At 71.1% G+C, this 13,128-nt stretch carries 16 protein-coding genes; 11 read left to right on the top strand and 5 right to left on the bottom strand.

From position 1 onward, the window contains the following. Positions 1-93: 93 nt before the first annotated feature. Positions 94-429, bottom strand: coding sequence for a hypothetical protein (locus ABTU92_RS18205; RefSeq protein ID WP_408093057.1), 336 nt, complete (start codon positions 427-429; stop codon positions 94-96). Between the two features lie 94 nt (positions 430-523). Beyond that, on the bottom strand, positions 524-1,585 hold the full coding sequence (locus ABTU92_RS18200; protein WP_408093056.1) for a LysR substrate-binding domain-containing protein: 1,062 nt from the start codon (positions 1,583-1,585) through the stop codon (positions 524-526). Between the two features lie 111 nt (positions 1,586-1,696). On the opposite strand from ABTU92_RS18200, the gene ABTU92_RS18195 reads away from it, so the two are divergent. From ABTU92_RS18195 to ABTU92_RS18160, 8 genes are all read left to right on the top strand, one after another. Further along, positions 1,697-2,614, top strand: a complete 918-nt coding sequence (locus tag ABTU92_RS18195) for a hypothetical protein (RefSeq protein ID WP_408093055.1) — start codon at positions 1,697-1,699, stop codon at positions 2,612-2,614. Beyond that, complete coding sequence (locus ABTU92_RS18190; RefSeq protein ID WP_408093054.1) at positions 2,611-3,600, top strand: NAD(P)-dependent oxidoreductase; 990 nt, start codon at positions 2,611-2,613, stop codon at positions 3,598-3,600. The genes ABTU92_RS18195 and ABTU92_RS18190 overlap by 4 nt, the downstream gene beginning before the upstream one ends. A 36-nt stretch (positions 3,601-3,636) precedes the next feature. Beyond that, positions 3,637-4,425: an HpcH/HpaI aldolase family protein gene (locus ABTU92_RS18185; protein ID WP_408093053.1), complete on the top strand. Its 789-nt coding sequence runs from the start codon at positions 3,637-3,639 to the stop codon at positions 4,423-4,425. A 31-nt stretch (positions 4,426-4,456) separates the two neighbouring features. Beyond that, positions 4,457-5,755 (top strand): hydantoinase/carbamoylase family amidase, encoded by a 1,299-nt coding sequence (locus ABTU92_RS18180; RefSeq protein WP_408093052.1) that lies wholly within the window; start codon positions 4,457-4,459, stop codon positions 5,753-5,755. Between the two features lie 237 nt (positions 5,756-5,992). Continuing rightward, positions 5,993-6,316, top strand: coding sequence for a phasin family protein (locus tag ABTU92_RS18175; protein ID WP_408093051.1), 324 nt, complete (start codon positions 5,993-5,995; stop codon positions 6,314-6,316). Between the two features lie 321 nt (positions 6,317-6,637). After that, complete coding sequence (locus ABTU92_RS18170; protein ID WP_408093050.1) at positions 6,638-7,324, top strand: hypothetical protein; 687 nt, start codon at positions 6,638-6,640, stop codon at positions 7,322-7,324. Between the two features lie 220 nt (positions 7,325-7,544). Then, positions 7,545-8,576 (top strand): Bug family tripartite tricarboxylate transporter substrate binding protein, encoded by a 1,032-nt coding sequence (locus ABTU92_RS18165; protein ID WP_408093049.1) that lies wholly within the window; start codon positions 7,545-7,547, stop codon positions 8,574-8,576. Positions 8,577-8,838: 262 nt separating this feature from the next. Then, positions 8,839-9,960, top strand: coding sequence for a mandelate racemase/muconate lactonizing enzyme family protein (locus ABTU92_RS18160; protein WP_408093048.1), 1,122 nt, complete (start codon positions 8,839-8,841; stop codon positions 9,958-9,960). 197 nt (positions 9,961-10,157) lie between these two features. On the opposite strand, the gene ABTU92_RS18155 is transcribed toward ABTU92_RS18160, so the two are convergent. Together ABTU92_RS18155 and ABTU92_RS18150 are read right to left on the bottom strand one after the other, a co-directional pair. Beyond that, entirely contained in the window at positions 10,158-10,757 is a 600-nt protein-coding gene (locus ABTU92_RS18155) for a DUF2934 domain-containing protein (RefSeq protein ID WP_408093047.1), read from the bottom strand. A 125-nt stretch (positions 10,758-10,882) separates the two neighbouring features. Further along, complete coding sequence (locus tag ABTU92_RS18150) at positions 10,883-11,173, bottom strand: GlsB/YeaQ/YmgE family stress response membrane protein (RefSeq protein ID WP_408093046.1); 291 nt, start codon at positions 11,171-11,173, stop codon at positions 10,883-10,885. A 268-nt stretch (positions 11,174-11,441) separates the two neighbouring features. On the opposite strand from ABTU92_RS18150, the gene ABTU92_RS18145 reads away from it, so the two are divergent. From ABTU92_RS18145 to ABTU92_RS18135, 3 genes are all read left to right on the top strand, one after another. Continuing rightward, positions 11,442-11,789 (top strand): 2Fe-2S iron-sulfur cluster-binding protein, encoded by a 348-nt coding sequence (locus tag ABTU92_RS18145; RefSeq protein ID WP_408093045.1) that lies wholly within the window; start codon positions 11,442-11,444, stop codon positions 11,787-11,789. A gap of 136 nt (positions 11,790-11,925) precedes the next feature. Further along, the gene (locus ABTU92_RS18140) at positions 11,926-12,144 is read left to right on the top strand and encodes a hypothetical protein (RefSeq protein ID WP_408093044.1); all 219 of its coding nucleotides are present in this window, start codon (positions 11,926-11,928) and stop codon (positions 12,142-12,144) included. Further along, positions 12,141-12,743, top strand: coding sequence for a DUF4334 domain-containing protein (locus ABTU92_RS18135; protein ID WP_408093043.1), 603 nt, complete (start codon positions 12,141-12,143; stop codon positions 12,741-12,743). The genes ABTU92_RS18140 and ABTU92_RS18135 overlap by 4 nt, the downstream gene beginning before the upstream one ends. On the opposite strand, the gene ABTU92_RS18130 is transcribed toward ABTU92_RS18135, so the two are convergent. Continuing rightward, positions 12,731-13,128, bottom strand: a 398-nt coding sequence (locus tag ABTU92_RS18130) for an EamA family transporter (protein WP_408093042.1), incomplete at its 5' end; no start/stop codon positions are given. The genes ABTU92_RS18135 and ABTU92_RS18130 overlap by 13 nt on opposite strands.

Below are 13,128 nucleotides of genomic sequence, written 5' to 3'. Positions count from 1 at the left end.
GGACCCTACGACCGCGCGCGGCGGCGATCAATCGGCCGGGCGCGGGCCCCGGGCCGGTGCGCGCGGCGGTTGGGCGCGCCGCGCCGGCGCGCGTCAGCGGACCACCGGCCTGCGGACCGCATCCTCGGCCGCGAGGCCGCGGCGGACCCAGGTCTGGAACGCCGCCGCGCAGGCCCGTTGCATGGCCGGCGTCGCCGCACAGCGGTCGGCGATCACGCAATCGGGATTGGCGAGACAGCGCGTCGTCACGGTCCGCCGCAGCACCGGGGCGAGGCCGGCCGTGATGCTGAAGGGGCGCTCGGCGGGCGCGACGGTGATCGGTCGGGCGTCGATCGGTCGAGCGTCGATCGGTCCGGCATCGGCCGCTGCTTCGGCGGCGAGGCGAGTCCCCGAGCAGCACTGGAGGGAGGTCACGAGCGAGAGTGGCATGGAGCGGGGGTCTCCGGGTGAACGAGCGGTCGCGGACTCACATGTGAACCGTCGACACTACGCTCGCAACCATGCGAAATTCATGCCCGTCCGATCATACCTCTGTGATCACCCCTGCCGACCGCCGGGGCGCCGCGCCGTGTCCCGCTGCGCCCTTGGCCGCCGGCCGGCCCGATCCGCGGGCTTTCGGCGCGCCGGGATTGTCCGTCATGGTCAGCGTCGCCGCGACCGTCAGGCCGCCGTCCTGGTTCAGCACCTTGCCGTCCGAGATGAGCTCGGTGATCGCCTTGACGATGGTGCGGGCCGCCGGCGACAGGCCGATGCCGTGGCGCCAGACCACCCGGATGGTGCGCTCGAGCACCGGGTCCTTGAGCGGCCGGTAGACCAGCAGCGGGTGCTCGCCCGGCGGCAGCGCCAGCCCGGGCAGCGCCGTGATGCCGACGCCCTGCTCGAGCAGGCCGTAGATGGTGACGAGGTTCGACACCTCCGAGGCGATCGACAGGCGCACGTTGTAGGGCGCGATCGCATTGTCGATCAGGTTGCGGATGCCGTGCTCGAGCGTCATCGCAATGAACGGGTGGCCCTGGAGATCGGCCCACGTCACCTCGGCCTTCTGGGCGAGCGGATGGGTCTTGGGGAACGCGCCGTAGAAGCGGTCGCGGCCGATCACCACGCCGTCGAGCGACGGCGCCGCCGTCTCGAAGCTGCCGATGCCGAGATCGGCCTGGCCGTCCAGCACGGCCGTGGTGATCGCCGTCAGGTTGACGTCCTTGACGACGACCCGCAGCCCGAGCCGCGACGCCTCGCCGGCGATCACGGAGGGCATCAGGCGGAACGCGATGGAGGGCAGGCAGGCGACGACGACGCGGCCGCGCTTGCGGGCGGCGGCCTCCTGGATGTCGGCGATCGAGGTGTCGATCTGGCGCAGGAGATGGCGGGCGGTCGGCAGGAAGCCCATGCCCAGCCCGGTGAGCTTCACGCTGCGCGTCGTGCGGTGGAACAGCGCGCTGCTGATCTGCTCCTCGAGCTGCTGGATCGAGTGGCTGAGTGCGGGTTGCGACAGAGCGAGGGTTTCGGCGGCCGCGACGAAGCTGCCTTTGTCGGCCACCAGGACGAAGGCGCGCAGTTGCCGGATGGTGATATTATTCCGGTTCATCGAATAATCGTTTAGATCAATCGATTTGAAGACGCAATCCGAGCCGTCGCATATTTTTCGGAGGCGGCGTCGGCGCGACCGGCGGCCGCACCCCTGTTCAGAGGCCCGACCATGGCATCACCAAGCGCGCGACCCGACGTTCTCCTCGTCCCCCTCATCGACGTGAACTGGCTGGTCTACGCGCCTTTCGATCCGGGCCGGGACTTCCGCGTCGATCCGCCCAAGGTTGAGCAGAGCGTCGGCGAGACCCGTAAGCTCTGCCGCTTGCTGAAGGACATGACCGGCGGCAAGTTCATCCTGTCGCCGCACTCGGGCACCTACTGCCGCACCGGCTACTACGACGGCGAGATGCTCGACGTGTATCGCGAGGCCGTCGCCGGCGGCGCCGAATTGTCGGTCCATCTGCACGAGGAGATCAAGGGGCAGGGCACCCGCTACGCGGAACGTGATCACGTCACGGCGGTCTATCTCGACTGCAAGCGGCGGCTGGAGAACGCCGGGATCAAGCCGGTCGCCTATCGGGGCGGCCACTACGCTTATACCCCGTTCATGAACGAGCTGCTGCCGCAGACCGGCGTGTTCATCGACTGCTCCTGCTCGCCGGGCGGCAACCATCCGGAGCGCGAGGCGATCTGGGTGCATGCGCAGACGACCGGCTACTACCTCCCGATGAACCCGCGCCTGCCGGCCGACGGCCAGCCACGCTCGCAGGTGTTCGAGATCCCGATCGGCGCCGACGGCGGGGGCGCCGCGTACAAGAACCTCCTTCACGTCGAGCAGTCGGAGCTGTCGAACCTGCAGCGCGTCTTCAACGTGATCCGCGAGCGTGCGCAGCGCAGCGGCGAGCAGCAGATCGTCCACTCGCTGTTCCATACCGGCTCGGTCGGCAAGCCCGAGTGGATCGAGCGGTTCCAGCAGTTCCTCGCCTGGGTGCCGAACAATGGTGCCGAATTCGTCACGACCGTGGAGGCGAAGGCCGCCTTCGACGCGCGGGCGACGACGGCGGCCGCGAAGGAGAGCGCGGCGTGAGCGGTCTCTGCCTGCTGGTCCAGCCGATCCATCCGGGCGGGATCAGGATTCTCGAGGAGGCCGGGCTGACCGTCCGCCAGGCGAGCGCCGCCAGCATGGACGTGGTGGCGCGCGAGGTGACCGACGCGGTCGCGGCGATCACCCGCAATGCCGGCTTCGACCGCGCCGCCATGGCGGTCGCGCCGAAGCTGCGCGTGCTCGGCAATCACGGCACCGGCTACGATCCGGTCGACGTCGGCTATGCGCGGACGATCGGGCTGCCGATCGTCTACACGCCCACCGCCAACGTGCAGTCGGTCGCCGAGCACGCGATCTCGCAGATGATGGCGATCATGAAGCGCGTGCGCGAATGCGACCGCGCGGTGCGCGCCGGCGACTTCGACTACCGCTACGCCCGCGACTTCCACGAGCTCTCCGGCAAGACGCTGCTGATCTTCGGCTTCGGCAAGATCGGCCGGCGCACCGCCGAGATCGCGCGGCTCGCCTTCGGCATGCGGGTGCTGGTCTACTCGCCGAGCGCAGAGAACGCGGAGATCCGCGCCGCCGGCGCCGAGCCGGTGGGCGATCTCGCCGCGGCGCTGGCGCAGGCCGACATCGTGTCGCTGCACCAGCGGCTCACGGCGCAGACCCGCGGCATGTTCGACCGCGAGCGGCTGCTCGCGATGAAGAAGGGCGCTGCCCTGGTGAACACCGCCCGCGGCGCCCTGGTGGTCGCCGACGCGCTGATCGAGGCGGTCGAGAGCGGCCATCTGCGCGGCGCCGCCATGGACGTGTTCGAGACCGAGCCGCTGCCGGCCGGCCATCCCTACACGGCCTGCGACGGAATCCTGCTCTCGCCCCACACCGGCGGCGCCACCGAGGAGGCGCTGGAGCGTACCGCGGTGGAGACCGCCCGCCAGGTCGTCGACGTGCTCGCCGGCCGCCATCCCGCGCATCTGGTCGATCCCGACGTGTGGACGCGCCGCCGCGTCGCCGCGCCCGTCTGATCGAAGAGTCTCACCCGTTTCGGAAAGTCACGTCCCATGATCAAGAGCAACAAGGTCAAGGCCCTTCAGCGCGAGGGCAAGCCCGCCTTCGGCACCTGGATCACGCTGTGCCCGCATCCGCGCGTGGTGAAGATCCTCGCCTCGTCGGGCTTCGACTTCGTCATCATCGAGATGGAGCACACCGACTTCAACATGGAGACGGTGGGCACGCTCGCGATGTATGCGCGCGAATGCGGGATCACGCCGATCGTCCGGCCGCCCGGCACGCTCAAGCCGCACGACCTGACGCGGCCGCTCGACGCCGGCGCGCAGGGGCTGCTGCTGCCGTCGATCGAGACGCCCGAGCAGTTCATGGAGATCGTCAAGGCGACCCGCTACTATCCGATCGGCAGTCGGCCGATGAACCTGCGCGGGCCGCACACCGATTACTTCGCCGGCGACCCCAAGCAGATGCTCGCCCATCTCAACAGCGAGACCATGCTGGTCGTGATGGTCGAGACCCAGAAGGCGATCGCCAATCTCGACGCGATCCTGAAGACCGGCGCGGTCGACTGCGTGATGATCGGCCCCGACGACCTCTCGCAGGATCTCGGCATCCCGGCCGAGATGCAGAACCCGATTCTTCATGCGGCGTACGAGAAGATCTTTTCGATCTGCAAGGCGAACGGCGTGCCCTACGGGCTGTCGGCCCAGACGCCCGAGATGGCCGAGGGCTGGGTCGCCAAGGGCTGCACCTGGATCCCGTACCAGAACGACGCCGCCATGGTGCTCAACGCGGCCCGCGCCGTGGTGCCGAAGCTGATGAAGGCCGGCGGCCGCGGCTGATCGCTGCGCGGCGGGGCGGACGAGGGCGACCATGCAGGTCACGGCCGACGATCGCCTCGCCGAGGCTCTCGCCGAAGGCGCGGCGCTCGCCGCCCGGCTGTTCGACGCGCTCGCGGAGCGCACCGCCGATCCGCCCGGCGTCACCCGCATCGCTTACGGGGCGGGCGAATGTGCCGCCTTCGCCCTGATGGCGGAGGCCGCTGCCGGGCTCGGAGCCGAGGCGGCGTTCGACGCGGCCGGCAACCAGCTCCTGACGTTTCGCGGCGCCGACCGCGGCCGCACCCTCTATGTCGGCTCGCATCTCGACTCGGTGCCGCATGGCGGTAATTTCGACGGCGCCGCCGGCGTGATCCTCGGCCTCGCCGCCGCCGCGGCCTTGGCCCGGCTCGGCGTCGTGCCGGCCCACGATCTCTGCATCCTCTGTCTGCGGGCCGAGGAGAGCTGCTGGTTTCCGCACAGCTATATCGGCTCGAAGACGGCGCTCGGCGTGCTGGCGCCCGACGTGCTGGACACCGTGGCGCGCAGCGACACCGGCCGCTCGCTCGCCGACCACATGCGCGACCTGGGCTTCGATCCGGAGGCGGTGCGCCGCGGCGCGAGCCGCATCGATCGGGCGCGCGCCGTCGCCTATCTCGAGCCGCATATCGAGCAGGGGCCCGTGCTGGTGGCGGAGGGCCGTCCGCTCGGCCTCGTCACCGGCATCCGCGGCAGCTTCCGGTTCCGCGAGGCGGCGTTCCACGGCGCCTATGCGCATTCGGGCGCGACGCCGCGCACGCTGCGCCGCGACGCCGTGGTCGCCGCGGCCGAGCTGGTGACGGCGATGCAGGGCCTGTGGGAGCGCATGGAGCGCGACGGGCACGACCTCGCCGTGACGTTCGGCATCATCGGCACCGACCCGGCCCGGCACTCCTTCTCGGCGGTCGCCGGCGAGGCGCGGCTGTGCATCGACGTGCGCAGCCAGAGCGAGGCGACGCTCGACGCGGTGCGCCGGCGCCTGGTCGAGATCGGCCTCGACATCGCCACCCGGCGCGACGTGCGGCTCGATCTCGGGCCGCTGTCCGGCAGCGCCCCGGCCGTGATGGCGCCCGCGCTGCTCGAGCGCCTGCGGGCGGCCGCCGCGACGGCGGGCGTCGACGCGATCGAGATGGCGAGCGGCGCCGGCCACGACGCCGCGACCTTCGCCCAGGCCGGCATCCCGTCCGGCATGCTGTTCATCCGCAACCGCAACGGCAGCCATAACCCCGACGAGCAGATGGACATGGCCGACTTCGCGCAGGCGCTCGCCGTGCTGGTCGCCCTGCTGCGCCAGCCGGCGGAGCAGTGGGGCTGATCAGATGTGGGCGACGGCGAGGGTGGCTAGCCCGGAGGTGGTCACACGCTTGTTTTGGTGCGCTGCAATAACTTTTGACCGGGCGCGTTTCGCATGCCTATCATGCTCGGGTTCGCTCACATTTGTTAAGCCACCGCGCCCGCCGCTTCGCTGGCCGCGTGTATCCAGGAGATCGTCATGAAGACCGGGTCGCCCTTCGAAATGCCCGCAGACCTCCGGAAGATGACCGAGCAGAGCATGGAACAGGTCCGCTCTGCCATTAACAGCTACCTGCAGTTCTTCCAGCGCGGAATGCCCGGCGTGCCGATGCTGGGTGGCTCCGAGCTGAGCAACAAGGTCCTCGGCTACGCCGAGCGCAACGTCGCGACCGCGTTCGATTTCGCCCAGAACCTGATGGCTGCCAAGGACCCGCAGGAGATCCTCAAGCTCCAGACCGAGTTCCTGCAGACCCAGATGCAGGCGATGACCGAGCAGGTGAAGGATCTGAGCGAGACCGCGATCAAGGCCGTCACCGACGCCACCAAGGGCGGCGTCGCCGGCAAGCCGGGCGCCTCGTCCTGAGATTGCGCGTCGCCGGGCGACCGGCGACCCGCGAGACGGCGCGGGGTTTCGGCCCCGCGCCGGCGATCGGCGGATGGCCGCCGGCTCAGCCGACGCCAGACCGGCCGCCGTTAGGCCAGTCGCCGTTAGGCCAGCCGCCGTTAGGCCAACCGATGGACGACACGTCCGTCCGACGACGACACCGGGCCGCCCGGCCCGGTCGGACCTCGCGAGCGGAACGCCGGGCGACCTGAGTCCGCGTTCCGCCCGGGGAAAGCCTCGCCTCTCCGGGCCGCAACGGGCCCGTTCGCCAGCACGCCAGCAAGAAGGTCACGTCAGGACATGCGAACGCTCACCTTGGGGGTGATGGCGGCTCTGCTCGCCGTCGGGTCGGCCGAAGCCGCGATCGAGATTTCCGGAGCCCGCATCGAGGCGGGCGAGATCGTCGTCATCGGCCGGGTCACGCGGCCGAACGAGAAGGTCACGTTCGACGGCAAGTTCGAGGTCGTCTCCGGCAAGGACCGGCGGTTCACCTGGCGGGCCGCTTATCATCCGGGCGACTGCACCGTGACGGTGAAGTCCGAGCCCGACACCCGCGAGATCGTCATCGCCAATTGCGGCCAGGCCGGCCCGAAGGGCGACAAGGGTGACGCCGGCGCGGCGGGCGCGCCGGGCGCCCCGGGCGCCGTCGGTGCCGCCGGCCCGGCCGGGCCGACCGGGCAGCAGGGACCCGTGGGGCCAGCCGGCCCGAAGGGCGACAAGGGTGACAAGGGTGACAAGGGCGAGGCCGGCGCGGCCGGTGCGGCGGGGGCGGCCGGTCCGGCCGGTGCGGCGGCCGCCGCGACCGCGCTGCTGCGCGTCGTCAGCAAGGCCTGCCAGGGTCAGGCGCCGTGCCAGGCGAGCTGCGAGGCCGACGAGGTGCTGCTCACCGCGGTGCCGAGCCCGGGCGAGCGCACCCTGGTCGCCGCGACCTGGACCGGCGACGCCGTCCCGTCCGAGGCGAAGCTCGTCTGCGCCAAGGCGAAGTGATCAGGCGGCCCGTTCGGGCCGCGACCGACATAGTCGACGCGCCGTCCTCGCCGACGGCGCGTTTTTCGTTTCGCGCCGCAGAACGCGCGCGCTGCGACCCGACGACCGTTGCATAGCGGGCTCGCCCTCCCTAACCTGAGCCCGCCGGAGCGGCGCATGCCGCACGGCGAAACGACGACCAAAAAAATCGGCAGGCCGGATACGGCCGCAGGGAGGACTCATGACCAGCTCGACCGGAGCGGGCGCCGCGGCGCGGCCTCGCAACACCATCTCGCGTCGTCTCTTCGTCGGCGGCGCCGCGCTCGGCCTCGCGGCCCCCGTGGTGCTGCGCAGCGGCGCGGCGTTCGCGGCCTATCCGGACCGGCCACTTCGGATCGTGGTCGCCAACTCGCCCGGCGGGCCGTCCGACATCATCGCCCGCATCGTCGCGGCCGCCCTGCAGGATCAGATGGGCGGCACCATCTATGTCGAGAACAAGGGCGGCGGCGGCAGCAATATCGGCATGGGCCACGTCGCCCGCGCCGAGCCGGACGGCACCACGATCCTGCTCGCCACCAGCGCCTACGTGGTCAATCCGAGCCTCTACGACACGCTGCCCTACGACCCGTTCAAGGACTTTTCCGCGATCTGCGAGCTCGCCACCTCGCCCAACGTGTTCGCCGTCAAGCCCGAGCTCGGCGTCTCCACCATGAAGGAGTTCGTCGCGCTGGCGAAGAAGAGCCCGGAGAAGTTCAACGTCTCGGTCCCGCCGGTCGGCACCACGCCGCAGCTCGAGGCCGAGGTGCTGAAGTCGATCGAGGGTCTGCAGGGCATGGCGACGGTGCCGTTCTCGGGCGGCGGCGAGGCCCTCAAGGCGCTGCTCGGCGGCACCGTGCAGCTCTCCTCCGGCGTGCTCGCCCCGGCGCATCCCTACATCAAGAGCGGCGCCATCAAGGCGCTCGCCGTGACGGGCGAGCGGCGCTGGCACGACCTGCCCGAGATCCCGACCATGGTCGAGGCCGGCTATCCGGGCTTCGTGTTCGAGACCTACACGGCGCTGCTCGCCCCGGCCGGCACGTCGCCCGACTTCGTCGCCCGGATGGAGAAGGAGACGCTGGCGCTGCTCGGCAAGCCCGAGATGCGCGACAAGCTGACCAAGTCCGGCTTCGAGGTGCAGGCGAAGACCGGCAAGCAGCACATGGAGCGCGTCGCCCGCGAGATCCCGATGTTCCGCGACGTGATCACCAAGGCCGGCATCAAGATGAAGAGCTGAGCCGACGGTCCTGAACATCGACCCTCATCCTGAGGCGCCCGGCGAAGCCGGGCCTCGAAGGATGCGGCCCCGGCGCATCCAGATCGGCTTCCGCCGCTCCGGAGATCCCGATCTGGACATCGCCGAAGCACGGCGGGTCGACCCCGGCTCACGTGGTGGCCTCATGGTTCGAGAGGCGCTCGCGGCGCGAAGGCGCGCCGGAGCGCTCCTCACCATGAGGGGAAATGAGGGCGCTCGTCGCCGCCGTCTTTTGGAGCATGACTTGAATATCGTCAGCATCACGCCGATCGCCGTCGGCCTGCCCATGCGGAAGCCCGTGATCATGGCGGGCGAGGAGGTGCGGCGGGCCGACAACATGCTGGTGCGCGTCGTCGCCGACGACGGCACGGTCGGCTGGGGCGAGGCGGCCTCGGCCCCGACCATGACGGGCGAGACGATCGCGAGCATGACCGAAGCCGTGCATCACCTCGCCCCGGTGCTGGCGGGACGCGATCCCGCCGATCTCGACGGCGCACAGGCCGCCATGGACGGCCGCATGTATGCCAACCACGCCGCCAAGGCCGCGGTGGAGATCGCGCTCCTCGATCTCGTCGGCCGCGCCACCGGTCGGCCCGTGCATGCGCTGCTCGGCGACAAGCTGCGAGAGCGCGCGCCGCTGCTCGCCGTGGTCGGCGGCGGCGACCGCGACGGCGACCTCGCCGATGCGGCGCGCAAGAAGGCCGAGGGCTACACGGCGTTCAAGATCAAGGTCGGGGTCGACGCGGCGCTCCGCGACGCCGAGCGCACCGCCGCGATCTGCGCCGTGCTGGGCGACGACGTGCTGATCTCGGCCGACGCCAACCAGGGTTTCTCGGTCGACGAGGCGCTCGCCTTCGTGCGCGCCGTCGCGGGGGCGGGGCTGGATTTCCTCGAGCAGCCGGTCGCCGCCCACGATCTCGGCGGCATGGCCGAGGTGGCGGCGGCGACGCCGATCGCGCTCGGCGCCGACGAGGGCATCCACGGGCTCGACGACATCCGCCGCCATCACGAGCGCAAGGCGGCGCACGGCGTCAGCCTCAAGGCGATCAAGCTCGGCGGCCTGCGGGCCGTGGTCGAGGCCGGCCGGCTCGCCGACCGGCTCGGCATGGACGTCAACCTCTCCTGCAAGACCGGCGAGTCGAGCATCGCCTGCGCGGCCGCCCTGCACGCTGCCGCGGTGCTGCCGGGCCTCGCCTGGGCGCTGACGTTGACGTCGCCGGCGCTCGCCGCCGACGTGACGGCGCACCCGGTCGCCGTGTCGCACGGCCATGTCGCGGTGAGCGACCGCCCCGGGCTGGGCATCGACGTCGACACCGCGATGATCGAGCGCCATCGCATCGCCGCGCCGCTGCGCAGCGTGGCGTAGCGCCAGCCTCGTGTCCCGGACGCGCTGCGGCACCTCGCGCCGGTCGGGTGATCGGGTCGATCCGTCATTCCGGGGCGGCGCGCCAGCGCCGAACCCGGAATCCAGCCGAGGATCCGGAGTTCGCCGCTGGATTCCGGGTTCGCAGCTTTGCTGCGCCCCGGAATGACCGCCGACGTGATCAGGGGACTTCGTGCCGCTCAGCCTCTGGCGCGGAGCTTCGGCTTCGCGGCCGGCTTCGTCTCGGCCGCGGCCGGCTTGCCGGGCAGCAGGACGATGGTGGACGCGGTGGCCGGCGACAGGCCGGGAAGCGGCGCCGGGGCCTGTGCGGCCGCCGGCGCCTTTACCGGCGTCGCGGTCGTTTCGGCGCGCTTGGCGGCCGCGGCCTTCGCCTTGGCGACGAGGCGCGACGCCTTCTTGGGCGCTTTCGCAGCCTTGGGCAGCGGCTCGGCCGTCTTGCCCGCGGTGCTCGTCGCGGCGCGGCGCGCCCTCGCCTTGGTCTTCGAGGCAGCTGCGACATCGGCCACGGCGACCGCCGCAGCGTCGACGACCGGAGTCACGGCCGGCGACGTCGCCGGCCGGTCGGCGGCGTTGTCGGGGGCCATCTTGGGGGCCGTCTCGGCGATCACGTCGGCGGGCGCGGCGCGGACCGTCTCGACAGGGGCCGGGACGGCGAGCTCGGCCAGGATCTCGCGCTCCGCCTGCAGCCAGTAATGGTCGTCGCGGCCGTCGACGCGGCCGTTGTCGTTCCACAGGTGATAGGCGCGTTCGCGAATGAGCTCCTCGATGCGGTGTGCCATTGCAATCTCCGGTGTCCGTTCCGTGCCCCATGCTTGGGGCCGGTGCGGTTAACGAAGCGTAAAAGGCACATCTCTGGGGAGCATTCTCCTAGTGCGCAAGTTCTAGGCACTTTCCCTCGAAACGGTCACAACCACCGGCGCTCGCCGCTCGGATCGGAGATGCGGCGAGACACCACCAGCCGATTCCAGATGAACAGCACCAGCACGGCCCCGACCGTCGCGCCGATGAAGCCGGCGCCCTGGTCCATCCGGTACCAGCCGATGGTCTGGCCGATCCAGGTGGCGACGAACGCCCCGGCGATGCCGAGCAGCGTCGTCAGGATGAAGCCGGTCGGCTTGTTGGGGCCGGGGGCCAGAAGCCGGGCCAGGATGCCGGCCACGAAGCCGATCGCGATGATCCACAAAATGCCGCCCATCCGGCGTCTCCTCGTCGTTCGGCCCCCGCCGTCGCACCTCAACCCGAGGCGTGGAATGTAGGTTCCGCGACGGAGCCGGGCGTGGCACCGAGGGCCGGTTGGCGGCTTGCCGACAGGTCCGACAGCATTGTCCGGAACGCCACACAGCCGGGCCTGGCCTCCGCGGCGGAAAGCCGTGATTTATCAGTGGGTCCCGCGAGGCTGCCGCTGGCACGTCGGTTGCCAAGGCGTACGCATTGGAACACTTCGATTCTGGGGGAGATCACCTGTGGCCGACGTCACCTTTACCTCGCCTGCCATGCCGAAGGACGTGACCGTGTACGCCACCGCCGGCGACACGCGCACGCTCCTGTCGGTCGCCAAGGAGCACAAGGTCCCGATCCACTTCGAATGCGAGAACGGCGAGTGCGGCTCGTGCGCCTGCCAGGTCACGGTGCTGTCCGACAAGACGCCGCTCGGCATCGCCCTCACCGAAAAGGAGAAGACTGTCCTCAAGCTGGCCGGCAAGATCACCGACAAGCAGATCCAGGACGCCGAGGTGAAGGACCTGCCGCCACCTTGGCGCCTTGCCTGCCAATTCATCGTCCGCCACGAGGACATTCTAGTGAAGTTCTAACGGCTTGGACGGGCCGGCTGCGAGCGGGCGCGAACCGCGCGGCCGGCCGGACCGCGGCGGGCGCCTCCCGACCTTCCCGGATGTCCGGCCGACGCGGTTCGGGCTAGGCTCGGCGCCTCTCCGGCGGAGGCGTCGCATGTACTACTTCAAGGGCCGCGGCTTTCTCTGGCACGACCAGAAGGGGCCGGTGCTGTGGTGGCCGCCGAACTGGTTCTGGTTCGGCGTCTTCGAGCTCAAGCGCGTGCGTGAGGACAAGAAGGCCGAGAAGGCGGCCCGCAAGGCCGCCAAGGCTGCCGCAAAAGCCGGGACCAAGACCGCGGCCGAGGCGGGCACCCCACCGGCCGGCGCCGCGTGACCGGCACCCCGGCCGAGTCCGAGGTCGATCCCGCGGCGCGGCTCGCCCGCCTGGAGGCCGGCGCCACGGCGGCCGAGGCCTTCGCGTTGTTCGATGCGCTCCCCGCCGTCCCACTCGACGCCATGACGGGCCGCTGGCGCGGCCGCGGCCTGCCGACCGGGCACCGGTTCGACGGGCTGCTCGAGGCGCTCGGCTGGTACGGCAAGGAATTCGTCGACGCCGAAACGGTTTACCCGCTTCTGTTCAGGCGGCGTGACGGGTCGCTTTTGGCCCTCGATCCGGGTCGGCTGCCGGTCGGCCTGCTGGTCCGCTGGCCGCGCCTCGCCGGGTCGGCCGTTGTACGCGGCGCCTTTCGGCGCGCCCTGCCGCTGTTCGCAACGGCCCGTCCGGCGGCCCGCCTGCGGCTCGTCTCCTTCAGGGGCCGGGCCGGCGCCGCCATGGTCTACGACCGCCAGCCGATCATCGACGTGTTCCGGCAGGTCGACGCCGACACCCTGCTCGGCGTGATGGATTTGCGCGGGCTGCCCGAGCCCTACGTCTTCGTGCTGCGGCGGGACCGCGCCGACGAGCCGCGCAGGTCCGGCGATCAGCCCCGGTAGGCGACCAGGATCGCCCCGGCCGCGATCAGGGCGACGCCGGCCCAGTTGGCGGCCGACAGCCGCTCGCCCAGCACGGCGGCACCGAAGATCGCCACCAGCACGACGCTGAGCTTGTCGAGCGGGGCGACGCGGGCGGCGTCGCCGAGCTTCAAGGCGCGGAAGTAGCACAGCCAGGACGCCCCGGTGGCGAGGCCGGACAGGCCGAGGAACAGCCAGGTGCGGGCCGGCACGGTGCCGGGCGCCTGCCACTGGCCGGTCGCCGTCAGCAGGGCGGCGAGCACGACGACGACGACGAGCGTGCGCACCAAGGTCGCGAAGTCGGAGCCGACCGCCTCGACCCCGAGCTTGGCGAAGATCGCCGTCAGGGCCGCGAACACGGCGGCGC

Origin of the sequence: Rhodoplanes sp. SY1, from assembly GCF_046000175.1 — a bacterium.
GTDB lineage: Bacteria > Pseudomonadota > Alphaproteobacteria > Rhizobiales > Xanthobacteraceae > Rhodoplanes.
The sequence above is the reverse complement of the archived record's forward strand: the minus strand, read 5'-3'. Positions and strand labels throughout refer to the sequence as shown.

What these genes read in the sequence shown, in the direction of transcription:
- ABTU92_RS18170 (WP_408093050.1), top strand. Translation starts at nt 6,638, where the DNA reads ATGCGAACGCTCACCTTGGGGGTGATGGCGGCTCTGCTCGCCGTCGGG.
- ABTU92_RS18165 (WP_408093049.1), top strand. Translation starts at nt 7,545, where the DNA reads ATGACCAGCTCGACCGGAGCGGGCGCCGCGGCGCGGCCTCGCAACACC.
- ABTU92_RS18180 (WP_408093052.1), top strand. Translation starts at nt 4,457, where the DNA reads ATGCAGGTCACGGCCGACGATCGCCTCGCCGAGGCTCTCGCCGAAGGC.
- ABTU92_RS18205 (WP_408093057.1), bottom strand. Translation starts at nt 429, where the DNA reads ATGCCACTCTCGCTCGTGACCTCCCTCCAGTGCTGCTCGGGGACTCGC.
- ABTU92_RS18140 (WP_408093044.1), top strand. Translation starts at nt 11,926, where the DNA reads ATGTACTACTTCAAGGGCCGCGGCTTTCTCTGGCACGACCAGAAGGGG.
- ABTU92_RS18150 (WP_408093046.1), bottom strand. Translation starts at nt 11,173, where the DNA reads ATGGGCGGCATTTTGTGGATCATCGCGATCGGCTTCGTGGCCGGCATC.
- ABTU92_RS18175 (WP_408093051.1), top strand. Translation starts at nt 5,993, where the DNA reads ATGGAACAGGTCCGCTCTGCCATTAACAGCTACCTGCAGTTCTTCCAG.
- ABTU92_RS18200 (WP_408093056.1), bottom strand. Translation starts at nt 1,585, where the DNA reads ATGAACCGGAATAATATCACCATCCGGCAACTGCGCGCCTTCGTCCTG.
- ABTU92_RS18195 (WP_408093055.1), top strand. Translation starts at nt 1,697, where the DNA reads ATGGCATCACCAAGCGCGCGACCCGACGTTCTCCTCGTCCCCCTCATC.
- ABTU92_RS18155 (WP_408093047.1), bottom strand. Translation starts at nt 10,757, where the DNA reads ATGGCACACCGCATCGAGGAGCTCATTCGCGAACGCGCCTATCACCTG.
- ABTU92_RS18185 (WP_408093053.1), top strand. Translation starts at nt 3,637, where the DNA reads ATGATCAAGAGCAACAAGGTCAAGGCCCTTCAGCGCGAGGGCAAGCCC.